Consider the following 17,135-nt stretch of genomic DNA (forward strand, 5'->3'; position numbering starts at 1 on the left):
GCAGCACGACTACCCTAACGGCTTAAATCCTCAGTCGGCCTTGCCCGCCTCATGCAAAAACTCCTGCTCGGGGCTCTCGCCCTGGTTGTCATCACCATGCTTTGCGGCTACGGGCTATGGACAGAACAACGTCCCGCCGGCCATTACCTGTCCGACCTGCGTGTCGAACTGACACTGAACCAGGGCATCCCCGCGAACCAGGGCAACCTGCTCGGTATCGAGCCTGAGCTGTTCCCCGGTGACTACCAAAGCCTGCAACGCTTGCACCTGAAGCTGGCGGCTTACTTGCAGCACGCACGTGAGCAGGGCCTGATCAGCCGTAAAACCGTTGTCATCCTGCCCGAACACATCGGCACCTGGCTTTGGGCGCTTGGCGAAAAGAGCGAGATGTACCAGGTCACCCACCTTGATCAGGCCCGGCAGTGGCTGGAGTTGAGCAACCCGTTGCGCTATGGGCTGGCGATGCTTGGCGCCACAGGGGATGACCGCCGCGCTGACGCACACTTGCGCATGAAGGCGGCCCAGATGGCGAGCGACTACCAGCAACTGTTCGGCGGCCTGGCACGCGAGTTCGACATCACCCTCGTAGCAGGTTCCATCGTCCTGCCCGAGCCGTATGTAGACGGCGGCACTCTGCGGGTGGGCTCAGGTGCCCTGTACAACAGCAGCCTGGTGTTCGCCAATGACGGCTCAATACTGGGCCAACCAGTACGCCAAAAACACCCGGACAACGGCGTACGCCGCTTCATTCATGCCGGCGCACAACCCTTGCAAGTACTCGAGACGCCGGCAGGACGCCTGGGCGTCCTGGTGGGCAGTGACAGCTGGTACCCGAACAACTACCGCCAGCTTGAGCAACAGGCGGTGCAGGTGATCGCCAACCCGGCCTTCATCGGCGTCAAGCATGGCTGGCGCGCGCCCTGGCGTGGCAACCGCCATCAGCCGCTGGCGACACAACTGCCACTCAAACCCGGTGAAGTGAGCGAGGGCGAAGCCTGGCAGCGTCTGATACTTGCCAACAAAGGCCGCGAACAGGCGAGCATGAGCGTGTTCCTGCAGGGGCGCTTCTGGGAAGTCAGCGCCGACGGCGAGGGCTTTGCCAGCCGTAACGGCCAGAACTTTAGTGTCAGCGCCAAACCTGGCGCGCGCCTGCTCAACCTCTGGCTGTAAGACGATGCCTCGTCCACGGGTACGCCTGGGAGATCTTTCGGTAGGGTTCGTACAGAGCCTGGAGGAAACCGTCCGCTACCTCGGCCACGACCCCGCGCCTCTGCTTGCGCACTATGGCCTGGAGCCGGCGCGCCTGGCCGAGCCATGTGCCCGGCTGTCGATACCGCGCTACATGCACCTGGGCCATGCCGCCATCACCCTCACAGGCAACCCGGCCCTGGGCCTGCACATGGGCCGCCTGAGCCGCCTGAGCCAGACAGGCCTTGCCGGGGTGACCGCAGCCCAGGCGCCCACCGTCGGCGAAGCCGCTCGCACCCTGCTGCGCTTTGAACCCCTGTATGCCGCCAACTACCGCGGTCAGTCGACGTTTCATGAAGACCCGCAAGGTGCCTGGCTGCGCTTCTACTCGATCAGCCCATACAACGCCTACAACCGCTTCGTGGTCGACTCACTCCTGGCGGGCTGGCTGGCGCAACTGTCGAGCGTGGCGGGCATGCCGCTACACGCCGAACGTATCGATATCGAATTCGAGGCCCCAGCTTATGCCGAGCAGTATCAGGGGTTGTGCCTGACGCCGGTTCATTTTGCTGCCGAGACCAACCAGCTACGCCTGAACCGTAACCAGTTGGAGTTGCGCAACAGCACCCACTGCCCCAGCACCTGGCAGCACCTGTTGCAGTTGTGCGAACTTGAACTGGAACAGCGCACGCGCATTCGCAGCCTCAGCGAGCGCATCGTGCAACTGCTGGGGCCGCTGCTCAGCGGTGGGCATGAGCCGGACCTGGAAGAAATCGCCAACCGTCTGCAGCTTCCGACCTGGACGCTACGACGCAAACTGGCTGAAGAAGGCACGCAGTTCCGAACGATTCTGAACGACACGCGGCGCGACCTGGCGATGGCCTACATCCGCGATACGGAGCTGGCCTTTGGCGAGATCGCCTACCTGTTGGGATTTGCTTCGGCAGAGGCCTTCCAGCGTGCATTCAAGCGTTGGAGCGGGGTTACCCCTGGCGACTTCCGTCGCAGTCAGCGGCGCACTGCCTAGAGCTCTGTAGCGTCATCTGCAGGCTCTGGCAGATCGAGTTCGTAGGCGTTGTAGTCGAGAAGCTCTTCTTGATAGTCGTCCATTGTCTGCTCCGTTTTTCTCATTCATCTCATTGATTCGTCACTCACCTTAAAGTTGCGCAGTGACGAAAAAATGACAAGACCGCTGTTTGAAATAAACGTAGCAGACGCCGGACGATTTATCCGCGCCGCCTACTGAACCGGTTGCTCCGCACTCACCGTAGGGTTGACCGCAGGTGTCGGCTCACTGAGTGCAGGCGCGAGCGGAGCGGCAGGCACCTCCTGAACCGTGATTGGCGCGGCCTCAACCGGAGGGGCAACAGGCTTCGAAGCTGCACCGTCATCGACTACCGGCGTGGCAGATGGCGCGGCGGGCGGCGCAGCGGGTGCAGGCGCCAGAGGAGCAGGCTCAGGCACGCTGGCTGCAGCTGGCGGTGTCGGGGCCTGAGTCGGGGCCGGCGCCGGGTTGCTTTCCGGCACACCCAGTTCAACGGCTGGCGCAGCCGCAGGCGCCGGCTCTGGTGCGTGCTCTGGCGCCTTCTCTGGCTCAGTCGCCTTCTTCTGTGGCTTCTTCTGCTCTTTGGGCAAGAAGCTCTCAACCAGCGCGAAGTAGCGCTCATAGAACTTGGCCGAGGTTACAGTCTCGCTGGCCACCTTGACCATCGAGTCATCGGTAGAGCCAATCGGCATCGACACCGAACCCAGCACACCGACACCAAGACTGGCCGAGGTATTGGATTTTTTCAGCGCATAGCGGTCTTGCAGGGCGTTGGCGAACATGGTTGAGCGCTTGGCGCTGCTGTTGTCAGCCGCACAGACCACGTTGAAGCTGATCTGCATATGAGTGTCGCCAGTCTGCTGGAAACTCTTGTTACCCGTGACCTGACCAGCACTGCTGGTAGTGATGATGTAGCCCTGACTGAGCAAGGCACGCCGCGCAGCTTCGCACGAACCGGCCTCGCTCACCGGAAAGCTGCGCGAGAAGGTGCCCGAATCGTCGAAATTCTCGTGTTCGTAAATGGCGGCTTTTTTCGAGGAGCAGCCGGAAACACCCGCCAGCACTAGGGCCAGCCCGAGCGCACCAAAGACGGTTGACTTTGACATTGCAAATCCTGGGGAGAACGTTCGGCGCCTATTGTGCTACACATCGGCGCATCACTGAAGTGTCGAGGCAAGATTGGGCGGTAAATTGCCCGGAGACGCCTTTCGAGATTGAAGCAGTGACCCAAACAAAAAAAGCGACCCTAAGGTCGCTTTCTCTGTTGCTTCGAGGAGTTCAAGGGCCTCGAAGCGGATATGGCGCAGCGGACGGGACTCGAACCCGCGACCCCCGGCGTGACAGGCCGGTATTCTAACCGACTGAACTACCGCTGCGTATCGCACAGACTTTCGTCCGTTTGAAACTGGGATCTGGCCTGAAGGTTTCGGTACCTTCCGACCTCAAACCGGCTGTTAAACCGATCTGGAGAAAAGTGGCGCAGCGGACGGGACTCGAACCCGCGACCCCCGGCGTGACAGGCCGGTATTCTAACCGACTGAACTACCGCTGCGCATATGGACTTGCGTCCTGTTCCTCTCAATTAGGTGCCTTCTTTCAAAAGCGCCTGGGTCAGGAACATCTCAGGAAGTGGTGGGTGATGACGGGATCGAACCGCCGACCCTCTGCTTGTAAGGCAGATGCTCTCCCGGCTGAGCTAATCACCCGTGTGCTTCGCTGAGGTGGCGAAATTTACGCAGGTATCGAACCTAAGTCAATACCCCTGTTGAAGTTTTTTTAAAAAACCGCAAAAAAGTTGCTTCACCCTTAAGCGACAAGCTGCCCGCAAAAGCAGAAACCGCCGTGTACCTCATGAAGCGCCCAGCGTAAAACCTGTTACTGGTAAATCATCTTCTTGGTCATGCCACCGTCGACCACGAACTCCTGCCCAGTAACAAAGCCGGAATTCTTCGACAACAGCCAGGCCACCATAGCCGCCACATCCTCTACCGTCCCTACCCTGCCCGCCGGGTGCTGAGCATGGTCGGATTCAGTCAGCGGTTCGGCACGGCGCTGGGAGGGGTCACGGGCATCGATCCAGCCCGGGCTGACGGCATTGACCCGGATCTCCGGGCCAAGGCTCACCGCCAGGGCGTGGGTCAAGGCCAGCAAACCGCCCTTGCTCGCGGCATAGGCTTCGGTATCAGGCTCGGACTGCGCCGCCCGGGTCGAAGCCAGGTTCACGATAGCGCCACAATGCGCACGCAGGTAAGGCGCACAATGCTTGGCCAGCAGCATCGGTCCACCCAGGTTGACCGCCAGCACACGGTTCCAGTGCGCAAGGCTGAGGCTTTCCAGGGTCGTATTGTGAGGGTCGGCAATGGCGGCATTGCACACCAAGGCATCAAGCCGGCCGAACTGGCCCAGCACCTCGGCCACACCGACGGCGACCTGGGCCTCATCGGCGACATCCATGGCAACGAACCAGGCATTGTCACCCAGCACTTTGGCGGCCATGGAGCCACGCGCACGGTCAAGGTCGGTCAGCACCACCTGCCAGCCTTCACAGATCAGCCAGGCAGCAATGCCAAGGCCAATCCCCCGTGCCGCACCGGTGACCAGTGCGACACGACCGTTATGGCTGCTTTCGGGGGTTGACCAGTCGATCACAGCGCCGCCAACCCGCGGGCCAGATCGGCCTTGAGGTCAGCCACATCTTCCAGGCCGACCGCAACACGGATCAGACTGTCGCGGATACCCGCCGCCTCACGCTCCTGCGGCGACAGACGGCCGTGCGAGGTGGTGCCCGGGTGCGTGATGGTGGTCTTGCTGTCGCCCAGGTTCGCGGTGATCGAAATCAAGCGGGTGGCATCGATGAAGCGCCAGGCTCCTTCCTTGCCGCCCTTGACCTCAAAGCTCACCACCGCACCGAAGCCCTTCATCTGACGCTCGGCCAGTTCATGCTGCGGATGGCTCTTGAGCCCGGCATAGTGAACCTTCTCGATGCCATCCTGCTGCTCCAGCCATTCGGCCAGTGCCTGTGCGTTGGCACAATGGGCACGCATCCGCAGGTTGAGGGTTTCCAGGCCCTTGAGGAAGATCCAGGCATTGAAGGGGCTCAGCGACGGGCCTGCCGTACGCAGAAAACCCACCACTTCCTTCATCTGCTCGGCGCGACCTGCAACCACACCGCCCATGCAACGACCCTGGCCGTCGATGAACTTGGTCGCCGAGTGCACGACAATGTCGGCGCCCAGCTTCAGCGGCTGCTGCAAGGCCGGCGTGCTGAAGCAGTTGTCGACCACCAGTTGCGCGCCCTTGGCATGGGCCACGCTGGCCAACGCGGCGATATCCACCAACTCGGCCAGCGGGTTAGACGGCGACTCGACGAACAGCAGCTTGGTATTGGCCTTGATCGCCGATTCCCAGGCAGCCAGATCCGTCAACGGCACATAGTCAACCTGCACACCGAAGCGCTTGAAGTACTTCTCGAACAGGCTGATGGTCGAACCGAACACACTCTGCGACACCAGCACATGATCGCCAGCGCTGCACAGGGCCATCACCGTCGAGAGAATGGCCGACATACCCGTCGACGTCGCAACCGCCTGCTCGGCGCCTTCAAGGGCGGCGATGCGCTCCTCGAAAGCCCGAACGGTCGGGTTGGTGTAGCGCGAATAGACGTTGCCCGGCACATCACCCGCGAACCGCGCGGCGGCATCAGCCGCCGTACGGAACACATAGCTGGAGGTGAAGAACAGCGGGTCGCTGTGTTCACCTTCCGGCGTGCGATGCTGACCGGCACGTACGGCCAGGGTATCGAACGCAACCCCTTCAAGGTCGCTGTCGAGGCGCCCGGCATCCCATTCCTGTGTCATGCCGCTGCTCCCACTCAGTTGTTGTAGAGGTCGATGATCGCGCTGACCGCTTGATTCTTGACCTTGGAGGCGTCGTTACGCGCCTGCTCGATCTTCTCGAGGTAGGCTTCGTCGATATCGCCGGTCACGTACTGGCCATCGAACACCGCGCAGTCGAAATTCTCGATCTTGATCTTGCCGCCGCCCACTGCGTCGATCAGGTCCGACAGGTCCTGGTAGACCAGCCAGTCGGCGCCGATCAGGTCAGCGACGTCCTGAGTGGTGCGGTTGTGTGCGATCAACTCATGAGCGCTCGGCATGTCGATGCCGTAGACGTTAGGGTAACGTACCGCTGGCGCCGCCGAGCAGAAGTAGACATTCTTCGCACCCGCTTCACGGGCCATCTGAATGATCTGCTTGCAGGTGGTGCCGCGCACGATCGAGTCATCGACCAGCATGACGTTCTTGCCACGGAACTCGAGCTCGATGGCGTTGAGCTTCTGCCGAACCGACTTCTTGCGCGCGGCCTGGCCGGGCATGATGAAGGTACGACCGATGTAGCGGTTCTTGACGAAACCTTCGCGGAACTTGACGCCCAGGTGGTTGGCCAGTTCCAGCGCAGCGGTACGGCTGGTGTCGGGAATCGGGATGACCACATCGATGTCGTGATTCGGGCGCTCGCGCTGGATCTTCTCGGCGAGCTTCTCACCCATGCGCAGGCGAGCCTTGTAGACCGAAACGCCGTCGATGATCGAGTCAGGACGCGCCAGGTAAACGTGCTCGAAAATGCACGGCGAGTATTTCGGATTGGTCGCGCACTGACGGGTGTGCAACTGGCCATCTTCGGTGATGTACACCGCTTCGCCCGGCGCCAGGTCACGAATCAGGGTGAAACCCAGTACGTCCAGCGAAACGCTTTCGGAGGCGATCATGTACTCGACGCCTTCGTCGGTATGACGCTGACCGAAGACAATCGGACGGATGGCGTTCGGGTCGCGGAAGCCGACAATCCCGTAACCGGTGATCATGGCCACTACGGCGTAGCCACCACGGCAGCGATTGTGAACGTCGGTGACGGCAGCGAAGACGTCTTCTTCAGTCGGCTGCAACTTGCCACGCACCGCCAACTCATGGGCGAAGACGTTCAGCAGCACTTCCGAATCGGAACTGGTGTTGACATGACGCAGATCGGATTCGTAGATTTCCTTGGCCAACTGCTCGACGTTGGTCAGGTTACCGTTGTGCGCCAGCGTAATGCCGTAAGGCGAGTTGACATAGAACGGCTGAGCCTCGGCCGAGGTCGAGCTGCCCGCAGTCGGGTAGCGCACATGACCAATACCCATATGCCCCACCAGGCGCTGCATGTGGCGCTGCTGGAACACATCACGCACCAGGCCATTGTCCTTGCGCAGAAATAACCGGCCATCATGGCTGGTCACAATACCGGCAGCGTCCTGGCCGCGGTGCTGGAGGACGGTTAGCGCGTCATACAGCGCCTGATTGACGTTCGACTTACCGACGATACCGACGATGCCACACATGCGACGCAACCCCTACTTAATGAAACTGGACTGAACAGCACTCAAGGCGTCTTGGGCCCCAGGAGCTGCTCCTTGAACGGGAGATCAACCGGTGCGCTGATCCCGCTGGCGAGCCACTGGCTGGTAAACCCCAGAATAAGGTTTTTCGACCAGTCAGCGACCAATAGAAATTGTGGCAAAAGCCGGGACTCCTGCCACCACGGATCCTGTTGTACCGGCCCCAGGCTCAGCAGCCCGACCGCCACGACAACCAGCAAGCCACCCCGCGCGGCGCCGAAGGCCATGCCGAGGAAACGATCGGTCCCGGACAACCCGGTGACACGAATCAGCTCGCCGATAATAAAGTTGATCATTGCCCCCACCAGCAAGGTGGCGACGAAAAGAATGGCGCAGCCGGCGATGACGCGGGCCGACGGCGTCTGGATATAGCTTTCCAGGTATTGCGATACACCGCCGCCAAACATCCAGGCCACAGCCCCGGCGATGATCCAGGTAAGCAGCGACAAGGCTTCTTTGACAAAGCCGCGCTTCAAACTGATCAGCGAGGAAATGGCGATAATCGCGATGATCGCCCAGTCGACCCAGGTAAATGCCACGGTGCTGCCTGCAAACGGATAAGGCGGCGCATTTTACCAGAGCGATGCGCTATCGGTAAGCGGTGATTTGCCGTCCGGTAACGACCGGACGGCAAGGCTTAGCTGCGTTCTGGCTGAAAACGAACGACAAAGCCCTTGAGCTTGTGCTGACGCCCCAGCAGATCACGCAAGCGCTCAGCCTCGGCACGCTCGATCAACGGCCCGACAAACACCCGATTCATGCCGTCGGACGAACGAATGTAAGCATTATAGCCCTGGCTACGAAGGGTTTTCTGCAAGGTATCGGCACTGGCACGGTTGGACAGGCTGGCCAACTGCACCGACCAGCTGACCGGCAGGCCGTTGACATCGACCTTGCTCGGCGCAACCGGCTTGGCCGCTGCAACAGCCGCAACCGGAGCAGTCGTCGGCGCTGGCTTACTCACCGGCGCTGCCGCTGGCGCGACCGGCTTGGCCGCCGCAGGCACCGGCACAGGCGTGGTGGCCGGCGCGGGAGCGGGCGCTGGAACAGGCGTTGCTACCTGTGCGACCGGCGTACTCGGGGCCGATAACGCAGGCACTTGCTGCACCACAACCGGCTCCTCAGGCAACGGCTGCGGCTCGGGCACCTGCACCGGTTCAACCTGAACCTGCGGCAAATTCGGCATGCCAGGCGCTTCCGGCGCCTCGACCCGCACCTGACGCAACTCATCCTCACGCGAGAACAACATGGGCAGGAAGATTACCGCCAGCGCAACCAACACCAATGCGCCGACCATACGTTGCTTGACGACCTTATCCAGCGACGCCATCTACCTCGTCCTCCTTGGCCTGCCGAGCGAGCCACTCAAGGGCTTCACCGACACAGAAAAATGATCCGAACAGCAGGATTTCATCATCTGCCGTTGCGTGCGCACACTGCCCTTCAAGGGCCGCTGCGACACTTGGATAAGACTGCACGTTCGCACCAAGATTCTCTAGCGCTACCTGCAACTCGACAGCCGGTCGGCTACGGGCGCTCTGCAGCGGCGCCACTGCCCAGCCGTGAACCTGCTTGCACAACGGTTCGATAACGCCCGCCAGGTCTTTGTCACTGAGCAGGCCAAACACCGCCAGGCGCTTGCCTTCAGGTGCTCGCGCCGCCAGGCGCTGAGCCAGGTATTGCGCTGCATGAGGGTTGTGCCCCACGTCCAGCAGAATACTCAGACGCTTGCCCTGCCAGGTAAACTGCCGACGGTCCAGGCGACCGACGATCCGGGTAGCCTTCAAGGCAGCGATGATCTGCCCGGCATTCCATGGCAAATCCAGCAACAGGTAAGCCTGCAAGGCCAGCGCCGCGTTTTCCATCGGCAGGTCAAGCAACGGCAAGTCCTGCAACTCGACTGCATTGCCGCGCGCATCAACGCCGCGCCACTGCCAATACAGGTCAGTACTGGACAGATCGAAGTCACGACCACGCAGGAAAAACGGACAGGCCAACTCACGCGCCTTATCCAGCAAGGGCTGTGGCGGATTGAGATCACCACACAAGGCCGGCTTGCCCTGGCGGAAGATCCCGGCCTTTTCAAAGGCGACCGATTCGCGGGTATCGCCCAGCCAGTCGGCATGATCGACACCAATACTGGTGACAACAGCAAGGTCGGCATCGACCAGATTGACAGCATCCAGCCGACCGCCCAACCCGACTTCTAGCACAACGGCATCCAGCGCCGACTGCCGGAACAGCCAGAACGCCGCCAGCGTACCCATCTCGAAGTAGGTCAGGGAAATATCGCCACGGGCGGCCTCGACCGCCACGAACGCCTCGCACAACTGCGCATCGCTGGCCTCGACACCGTCGATCTGCACGCGCTCGTTGTAACGCAGCAGGTGCGGCGAGCTGTAGACACCCACCTTGAGCCCCTGCGCCTGCAACAGTGCCGCCACGAAGGCGCAGGTCGAACCCTTGCCGTTGGTGCCGGTCACGGTGATTACCCGTGGCGCCGGCTTGCCCAACCCGAGCCGCGCCGCAACCTGTTGCGAGCGCTCCAGGCCCATGTCGATGGCCGACGGATGCAACTGCTCCAGGTAGGCAAGCCAGTCGCCAAGGGTACGCGAGGTCATACCGTGGCTGGCGCCGGCGGAACAACCACAGGCTCGGCAACCGCAGCAACGATCTTCGGCGTCGGCAGCCCCATCATCTGGGCCAGCAGCGTGCCCAGACGTGCACGCAACTCCTGACGCGGAATGATCATGTCGATGGCGCCGTGCTCAAGGAGGAACTCGCTGCGCTGGAAGCCTTCTGGCAGCTTCTCACGTACGGTTTGCTCGATGACACGCGGGCCGGCGAAACCGATCAGCGCCTTGGGCTCACCAACGATCACATCCCCCAGCATTGCCAGGCTGGCAGAGACGCCGCCATACACCGGGTCGGTCAGCACCGAAATGAACGGAATGCCTTCTTCACGCAGACGCGCCAGCACGGCCGAGGTCTTGGCCATCTGCATCAGCGAGATCAGCGCTTCCTGCATGCGCGCACCACCGGAAGCCGAGAAGCAGACCATTGGGCAACGGTTTTCCAGGGCATAGTTGGCCGCACGAACAAAACGCTCACCGACGATGGCACCCATCGAGCCACCCATGAAGGAGAACTCGAAAGCACTGACCACAATCGGCATGCCAAACAGGGTGCCGCTCATGGAGATCAGCGCGTCTTTTTCGCCAGTCTGCTTCTGCGCACCGCTCAGGCGGTCCTTGTACTTCTTGCCATCACGGAACTTCAGACGGTCCACCGGCTCCAGGTCGGCGCCCAGCTCGGCACGGCCTTCGGCGTCGAGGAAAATGTCCAGGCGCGCCCGCGCACCGATACGCATGTGGTGATTACACTTCGGGCAGACATCCAGGGTCTTTTCCAGCTCCGGACGATAAAGCACCGCTTCGCAGGATGGGCACTTGTGCCACAGCCCTTCAGGCACGGAACTTTTCTTCACCTCGGAACGCATGATCGAAGGGATCAGTTTGTCTACCAACCAGTTGCTCATGCTTTCTTTCTCCAGTAGCGGCGACCGCAGACAGCGCACTGTCGGGTCACGCGTATGCCCTTGAGCCAATTCGTGTTTATAAGAAGGTGGCGCGGACCCGCGAGGTCTCGCGTCGATCCCGCACCCCATTCACTCTTTACAGGCGATGCCACAGGCACCACCCGGTAATTTCGACCGGCCTTGCGGCACAGCCAGGCAGCATCAGGCTGCGATAGCTATGGACGATGGCCCGCCGCCAACCGTCACATCCGCGTATCACGCCTGACGCACCGCACGTAAAAACGCTTCGATACGGGCCGGGTCCTTGATCCCCTTGGCCTGCTCGACCCCGCCACTGACATCCACCGCATAAGGCCGAACCTGGGCAATGGCCGATGCCACGTTGTCTGCCGTCAGGCCGCCGGCCAGGATCACCGGCTTGCTCAATTTCGCCGGCACCAACGACCAGTCGAAAGACTCACCCGTACCACCCGGTACGCCCGCCACGTAGGTATCAAGCAGAACCCCGCTAGCGTTGTGATACCGGCGGCAACTGGCTTCCAGGTCGTCCCCCGGGCGCACCCGCAGTGCCTTGATCCAGGGCCGATTGAATCCCTCGCACTGCTCAGGCGTTTCATCACCATGAAACTGCAACAGGTCCAGCGGTACGGCGTCGAGAATTTCGTTGAGTTCACAGCGGCTGGCGTTGACGAACAAGCCCACCGTGGTAACAAACGGTGGCAACGCGGCAATGATCGCTCGCGCCTGATGCACATCAACCGCCCGCGGACTCTTCGCGTAAAAGACCAGCCCAATGGCGTCAGCGCCCGCCTCGGCCGCTGCCAGCGCATCTTCTACACGGGTAATCCCGCAGATTTTGCTGCGAACTGCTGACATACTCGGTAAAACCTCAGCTGAACCGGAAAGCACCGGATGTTAGCAAATGACTTGCCGGTCGTCAGCCGCCAATGCTTCGAAGCCGGTCAGGAAGTGCGGACCGATAAAACGCTCAGGCAAGGCGAACTCTTCGGGGTACTCGACCTGTACCAGGTACAACCCGTAAGGATGGGCCGTAACGCCCGCACTACGGCGGTCACGACTTTCCAGCACGTCTCGCGCCCAGGCCACCGGGCGTTCGCCCGCGCCAATGGTCATCAGCACGCCTGCAATATTCCGAACCATATGGTGCAGGAAGGCACTGGCGCGAATATCCAGCACAATCATCTTGCCGTGACGGGTCACGCGCAAATGATGGATTTCCTTGATCGGCGACTTGGCTTGGCACTGCCCCGCACGAAACGCGCTGAAGTCATGCGTCCCGACCAGGTACGCAGCCGCCTCGGCCATACGCTGAACATCCAGCGGACGATGGTTCCAGGTCACTTCCTGCCCCAGGTGGGCCGGACGGATCTGATCGTTGTAGATCACATAGCGATAGCGCCGGGCCGTGGCCTTGAAGCGCGCATGAAAATGCGCCGGCATCTCCTGCGACCAGGCAACGCTGATGTCATGGGGCAAGTTGATGTTGGCGCCCATGACCCAGGCCTTGCTACTGCGCACGACCTGAGTGTCGAAGTGCACAACCTGGCCGCAACCATGTACGCCGGCATCGGTACGTCCTGCACAGACCAGGGAAACCGGTGAGTCCGCCACCTTCGACAGGGCTTCCTCAAGCGTTTGCTGCACGCTCAATACGCCGCTTCGCTGACGCTGCCAGCCGTGATAGCGCGAGCCTTTGTACTCGACGCCCAGGGCAATTCTGAAAAAGCCTTCGGCCGCTGCTTCGGCGGCCGCGTTATCAATGATGTCCAAGGGGATACAACCTGTCGATTTACGCAATGGCGGGGAGTATAACGACAACGGCAGCCACCAGGGCTGCCGTTGGACTTGCAGGAAAAGACTCAGGCCAGTCGCGAACGCATTTCGCTGGCTTCGCGGCGCTGCTCCTGATCACCCTCCTTGACCACTTCATCAAGAATATCGCGAGCACCTTCATTGTCGCCCATGTCGATATACGCCCGAGCCAGATCCAGCTTGGTCGCTACCTCATCGGTGCCAGCCAGGTAGTCGAACTCGGGTTCGTCATTCAGACTGGCGGCATCTTCAGCGGTAAACCGCGGCGCGACCGGCGGCAGCTCGAAACCCTGCGACAGCTTGTCGAGCTCGGCATTGACGTCCTCCAGCTCGGACGCAAAGCTGGCGGAAGCCGCATCCGAATCCCCCGACACGCTCAGGTCGAAATCATCAGGGAAGTCCAGATCACCCAAGCCTGAAAGCTCTGGCAGGTCGGCTTCAAGCCCTAGCGACTCATCAAATGCCGCCAGTTCAGCCTCGATATCCCGAGGCGCCTGGGCGACCGAAGGCGATGGCTGATCACCCACATCCAGGTCGAAATCAGCCAGGTCATCCAGTGGCTCGGGCTCGGGCTCGGGTTCAGCTTCGACAACCACTTCAGGCACTGCTGCAGGCTCCGGCTCAGGCTGCGGCGTTGGTTCAGGTACCTGCGGTGCGGCCACCTGCTCCTGCAGCACCGAATCAAAGCTCAGATCATCTTCAGTGTGCGCAGCTACCTGCTCGGTCAACTCCGGCACAACGGCCTCTTCGACACCCGTGGCATCCGCCAGGTCCAACCCCTCCAGATCATCCAGGCTCAGGTCAAAGGCATCACCCAGGTCATCCTCAGGCACCTGCGGCGCAACCTCGGCCGGTGACTCATCCTGGAGCAGTTCCTTGACGTACTGTGCGTCCAGTTCTGCAGCAAGGGCAGCCGCACCACCTGCAAGGGCGACCATCGCCGGGAAGCGGCTCTTCAGCGCTTCAACATCGGCGTGATTCTGCCCCGTGGCGATCAGTTGACGCTCATGACCGGTAAAGGCATCGCGATCACCTTGGCGCGCGTAGACCTCCATCAACTTCAAACGCAGATCGCTGCGCTGCGGCGCTTGCTCAACCGCTGGTTCAAGCAACTCGGCAGCATGGTTCAAACGACCACGCGCAATGCTCAAGTCAACCTCAGCCAACAGGGGGTCTACTGGCTCAGCCACAATTTCGGGCTCAGCGACCAACTCTGGCTCATCCTCAACCACTGGAGCAGCCTTCACCACTGGCTTCGGCTCAACGGCTTTCGGCGCAGGCTCTACCGGCGCCTGTTCAGCGGCCGTGGCCGCCGCTGCGGATGCAGCCACCACGGCAGGAGCCAGCTTGACGCTTGGCGCCGACACTTCCAGCCCCTCGAAGCTGCTTTCCGGCAGGTCCAGGTCAGGCCCCAACTCGGACTCTTCAGCCAGTGCACGTGCCATGCGCAGGTGCTTTTCCGCCTCCTGCTGGGCCTTGCGCTTACGCGCCAACAACAGCAAAAGCAGTAGCAACACCAGCAACGCCGAGCCTGCGATCAGTGCCAGCAGCAGCGGATTGCCCAACAGATCATCCAGCGAAGTCTTGGCTGCCTGCGACTCTACCGGCGCGGGCGCGGCATCGGTCGTAGCGGGCGCAGGCGTGACGACAGGGTTGGTCGCCGCCGGCTGCAATTGTGCAGCAATCACCGGCTGCTCCGGCGCCGCATTCGCTGCAGGCTCTGGAGCGGCTGCGGCCTGAGCCTCAAGCCGAGCCAATTGATCATTTTTCAGCTGAATAAGGCGCTGAAGCTTGTCCAGCTGGCTTTGCAGGTCCGCCATGCGCTCTTTCAGCTCGGCGTTATCGCGGCGGCTGGTGTCGAGGCTTTCCTGAGTGGTTGCCAGCTTGTCAGCCAGCGCCTTGTTGCCCGAAGCACCCTTGGCGCCAGGCGTCACCAGACGCAGGTTGTCCTGCTTGACGATACGGGCGGGTGCAGCCTGAGCCTTGACGCGGTGCGTGGCGTCCAGTTGACGCGCGCGCGGGCCCAGACGGCGCCCCTCACGCCAGGCCGCATACTGCTCGGCCACTTCCTTCACGGCCTGCGGCTGGGGTGTGCTCTGAATCTGCTGGGCGTCGGGCAGGCGCAACACCTGGCCCGTCTTGAGCTGATTGATGTTGCCATTGATGAACGCATCCGGGTTCAGGGCCTGGATAGCCAGCATGGTCTGCTGCACCGAACCGCCCTGACGCGCCTTGGCGGCAATTTCCCACAAGGTGTCACGGCGAACCGTGGTGTAGCGCGCCGGCGCGGTCACCGCAGGGGTCACTGCAGCCGCCTGCGCCGACTGGGGCGAGAACTTCGCCTGATCGATCAGTACGCTGTAGTCACGCAGCAAGCGCCCGTTGGGCCACATGACCTGAACAAGGAACTTGACCATCGGTGCCGGCAGCGGCTGACTGGAGGTCACCCGCAGCACACTTTTGCCGGCCGGATTGATCACCGGCGTGAACGTCAGGTCATTGAGGTAGCCCAGGCGCTCCACACCGGCCTTGGCGAACTCTTCGTTCGGTGCCAGGCTCGGCGCGATTTCGGCAGCGGTCAGGTCACGCACATCGAGCAATTCGATTTCGGCATACAGCGGTTGGTTCTGCGCCGACTTGAGGGTCAGCTCGCCCAAGCCAAGGGCATGCGCCATACCGGACGACAGCGCCGACGCGGCAGCTATTGCTAACACCAGTTTGCGAATTCGAAGCATGACCTCATCCTTTGTGTGAGCCTTCCCCGGCAACCGAGAAGAAGTGAAAAACTGCCCTTGGGCATCGACCGGCATTGAGCTGCGAGCCATGTTTGCAACCTGCCCCGCAAGCGCCCAGGGGCCGCTCACTTCCAGCAATCCAGAATCTTTATGCAAAGTGTTGCCAAGTATCTTTTACGCAAGGTCTTTTATCAACAATTCCGCCAGTTGCACTGCGTTCAAGGCCGCGCCTTTGCGCACATTGTCCGTAGTCAGCCACAGGTTGAGTTGCTCGGCTTCGTCGATACCTCCACGCACCCGCCCTACATAGACCACATCCTGCCCCACCGCGTCACCGACCGGCGTTGGATAGTCACCGGCATCGACCAGCTCCACGCCCTCTGCCGACTCCAATGCAGCATTGACCGCCGCCAGATCAACCGCCGTACGACTGTGCAACGACACACTGTAGCTATCGCCAAAAAACACCGGGACTTGAACGCAGGTCACGGAAATCTTGAGCAAAGGCAAATCCAGCAGCTCACGCAGCTCGGCCACCAGACGACGCTCCAGCACACCGTGCCCCGCATCATCACTGGCACCGACCTGAGCCAGTAGATTGAAGGCCATCTGCCGGTCGAAGAAGCGTGGCTCCAGTGGACGTGCATTGAGCAGCTCAGCCGTCTGGCGAGCCAGTTCGTTGACCGCCTCACGCCCCTGGGCCGAAACCGCCAGGCACGCGGTCAGTTGCACACGCTCCAGCTCCAGCAAACCCTTGAGCGGTGCCAATGCCACCGCCAGCGCCACCGCGGCGGCACTCGGGCTACGCAGTTGCTTGGGCGAGGCCAGGCCGGCAATCAGGGCGGCATTGGCTTCTGGCACGACGGCAGGCGCCTGCTCGGCCGACAAGGCGCCGGACAGGTCGATCACCGCACACCCGGCGGCCTGTGCTCGCGGCGCAAAACTCAGGGTCACGCTCGGGCTGGCGGCAAAGAACGCCAACTGGACCTGACTGAAATCAAACGCATCCACCTCGCGCACGCGCAGGTTCTTGCCACGGTAGGCCACCGAGCTGCCGGCCGACTCGATGCTCGCCAACAGGTGCAACGTACCCAGCGGAAAATCGCGCTCCTCAAGAATCTGCACAAGGGTTTCGCCGACCGTTCCGGTGGCGCCGATCACGGCAATATTGATGGGTTGGCTCATGAAAAATCCTCTGCGGGTACGGCGGGAGCGGCACTTTACTTGGATTCTGCCCCAAGGGACACCTCAAGCGGGCAGGAAGCAACCTCGACCAGTGTGACTGAAATCGAGTAGGAGGCGAGTTCACACCCGCCGTCCTCTCACACCACCGTGCGTACGGTTCCGTACACGGCGGTTCAG

At 61.6% G+C, this 17,135-nt stretch carries 14 protein-coding genes and 3 tRNA genes; 2 read left to right on the plus strand and 15 right to left on the minus strand.

The window, feature by feature from the left end; translation table 11 throughout:
* Window positions 1–51 precede the first annotated feature (51 nt).
* Window positions 52–1,170: a nitrilase-related carbon-nitrogen hydrolase gene (locus CYD26_RS19375; protein WP_102053355.1), complete on the plus strand. Its 1,119-nt coding sequence runs from the start codon at window positions 52–54 to the stop codon at window positions 1,168–1,170.
* A gap of 4 nt (window positions 1,171–1,174) precedes the next feature.
* Window positions 1,175–2,215 (plus strand): AraC family transcriptional regulator, encoded by a 1,041-nt coding sequence (locus CYD26_RS19380; protein WP_065758569.1) that lies wholly within the window; start codon window positions 1,175–1,177, stop codon window positions 2,213–2,215.
* Between the two features lie 212 nt (window positions 2,216–2,427).
* Here the strand turns inward: CYD26_RS19380 and CYD26_RS19385 are convergent, their stop codons facing one another.
* From CYD26_RS19385 to CYD26_RS19455, 15 genes are all read right to left on the minus strand, one after another.
* Window positions 2,428–3,339 carry a DUF2242 domain-containing protein gene (locus tag CYD26_RS19385; protein WP_065758568.1) on the minus strand — a complete coding sequence of 304 codons (912 nt, stop codon included), beginning with the start codon at window positions 3,337–3,339 and terminating at the stop codon, window positions 2,428–2,430.
* A 193-nt stretch (window positions 3,340–3,532) separates the two neighbouring features.
* Window positions 3,533–3,609: transfer RNA gene (locus CYD26_RS19390), tRNA-Asp, on the minus strand.
* A 99-nt stretch (window positions 3,610–3,708) separates the two neighbouring features.
* Window positions 3,709–3,785: transfer RNA gene (locus CYD26_RS19395), tRNA-Asp, on the minus strand.
* 78 nt (window positions 3,786–3,863) lie between these two features.
* A tRNA-Val gene (locus tag CYD26_RS19400) sits at window positions 3,864–3,939 on the minus strand.
* 169 nt (window positions 3,940–4,108) lie between these two features.
* Entirely contained in the window at window positions 4,109–4,882 is a 774-nt protein-coding gene (locus CYD26_RS19405) for an SDR family oxidoreductase (protein ID WP_065758567.1), read from the minus strand.
* The gene (locus CYD26_RS19410; RefSeq protein WP_065758566.1) at window positions 4,879–6,090 is read right to left on the minus strand and encodes an O-succinylhomoserine sulfhydrylase; all 1,212 of its coding nucleotides are present in this window, start codon (window positions 6,088–6,090) and stop codon (window positions 4,879–4,881) included. The genes CYD26_RS19405 and CYD26_RS19410 overlap by 4 nt, the downstream gene beginning before the upstream one ends.
* A 14-nt stretch (window positions 6,091–6,104) precedes the next feature.
* A complete protein-coding gene (purF, locus tag CYD26_RS19415) occupies window positions 6,105–7,610 on the minus strand; it encodes an amidophosphoribosyltransferase (RefSeq protein ID WP_065758565.1) in 1,506 nt (501 codons plus the stop codon).
* Between the two features lie 41 nt (window positions 7,611–7,651).
* The gene (locus CYD26_RS19420) at window positions 7,652–8,206 is read right to left on the minus strand and encodes a CvpA family protein (protein WP_102053356.1); all 555 of its coding nucleotides are present in this window, start codon (window positions 8,204–8,206) and stop codon (window positions 7,652–7,654) included.
* A 98-nt stretch (window positions 8,207–8,304) separates the two neighbouring features.
* A complete protein-coding gene (locus CYD26_RS19425) occupies window positions 8,305–8,997 on the minus strand; it encodes an SPOR domain-containing protein (RefSeq protein WP_102053357.1) in 693 nt (230 codons plus the stop codon).
* Complete coding sequence (gene folC, locus CYD26_RS19430; RefSeq protein WP_065758562.1) at window positions 8,981–10,288, minus strand: bifunctional tetrahydrofolate synthase/dihydrofolate synthase; 1,308 nt, start codon at window positions 10,286–10,288, stop codon at window positions 8,981–8,983. Before folC ends, CYD26_RS19425 begins: the two co-directional genes overlap by 17 nt.
* A complete protein-coding gene (gene accD / locus CYD26_RS19435) occupies window positions 10,285–11,205 on the minus strand; it encodes an acetyl-CoA carboxylase, carboxyltransferase subunit beta (RefSeq protein WP_065758561.1) in 921 nt (306 codons plus the stop codon). Before accD ends, folC begins: the two co-directional genes overlap by 4 nt.
* Before the next feature lie 255 nt (window positions 11,206–11,460).
* Entirely contained in the window at window positions 11,461–12,081 is a 621-nt protein-coding gene (locus tag CYD26_RS19440) for a phosphoribosylanthranilate isomerase (protein WP_065758560.1), read from the minus strand.
* Window positions 12,082–12,120: 39 nt separating this feature from the next.
* Window positions 12,121–13,002, minus strand: coding sequence for a tRNA pseudouridine(38-40) synthase TruA (truA, locus tag CYD26_RS19445; protein WP_371917248.1), 882 nt, complete (start codon window positions 13,000–13,002; stop codon window positions 12,121–12,123).
* An 83-nt stretch (window positions 13,003–13,085) separates the two neighbouring features.
* Window positions 13,086–15,773, minus strand: a complete 2,688-nt coding sequence (locus CYD26_RS19450) for a FimV/HubP family polar landmark protein (protein ID WP_102053358.1) — start codon at window positions 15,771–15,773, stop codon at window positions 13,086–13,088.
* A gap of 174 nt (window positions 15,774–15,947) precedes the next feature.
* Window positions 15,948–16,958, minus strand: coding sequence for an aspartate-semialdehyde dehydrogenase (locus CYD26_RS19455; RefSeq protein ID WP_102053359.1), 1,011 nt, complete (start codon window positions 16,956–16,958; stop codon window positions 15,948–15,950).
* Between the last annotated feature and the right edge of the window lie 177 nt (window positions 16,959–17,135).

Source organism: Pseudomonas sp. FFUP_PS_473 (assembly GCF_002858665.1).
In the GTDB taxonomy this organism is placed as follows: Bacteria; Pseudomonadota; Gammaproteobacteria; order Pseudomonadales; family Pseudomonadaceae; genus Aquipseudomonas; species Aquipseudomonas defluvii.

What these genes read in the sequence shown, in the direction of transcription:
- CYD26_RS19375 (WP_102053355.1), top strand. Translation starts at nt 52, where the DNA reads ATGCAAAAACTCCTGCTCGGGGCTCTCGCCCTGGTTGTCATCACCATG.
- CYD26_RS19380 (WP_065758569.1), top strand. Translation starts at nt 1,175, where the DNA reads ATGCCTCGTCCACGGGTACGCCTGGGAGATCTTTCGGTAGGGTTCGTA.
- CYD26_RS19385 (WP_065758568.1), bottom strand. Translation starts at nt 3,339, where the DNA reads ATGTCAAAGTCAACCGTCTTTGGTGCGCTCGGGCTGGCCCTAGTGCTG.
- CYD26_RS19410 (WP_065758566.1), bottom strand. Translation starts at nt 6,090, where the DNA reads ATGACACAGGAATGGGATGCCGGGCGCCTCGACAGCGACCTTGAAGGG.
- purF (WP_065758565.1), bottom strand. Translation starts at nt 7,610, where the DNA reads ATGTGTGGCATCGTCGGTATCGTCGGTAAGTCGAACGTCAATCAGGCG.
- CYD26_RS19425 (WP_102053357.1), bottom strand. Translation starts at nt 8,997, where the DNA reads ATGGCGTCGCTGGATAAGGTCGTCAAGCAACGTATGGTCGGCGCATTG.
- folC (WP_065758562.1), bottom strand. Translation starts at nt 10,288, where the DNA reads ATGACCTCGCGTACCCTTGGCGACTGGCTTGCCTACCTGGAGCAGTTG.
- accD (WP_065758561.1), bottom strand. Translation starts at nt 11,205, where the DNA reads ATGAGCAACTGGTTGGTAGACAAACTGATCCCTTCGATCATGCGTTCC.
- CYD26_RS19440 (WP_065758560.1), bottom strand. Translation starts at nt 12,081, where the DNA reads ATGTCAGCAGTTCGCAGCAAAATCTGCGGGATTACCCGTGTAGAAGAT.
- CYD26_RS19450 (WP_102053358.1), bottom strand. Translation starts at nt 15,773, where the DNA reads ATGCTTCGAATTCGCAAACTGGTGTTAGCAATAGCTGCCGCGTCGGCG.
- CYD26_RS19455 (WP_102053359.1), bottom strand. Translation starts at nt 16,958, where the DNA reads ATGAGCCAACCCATCAATATTGCCGTGATCGGCGCCACCGGAACGGTC.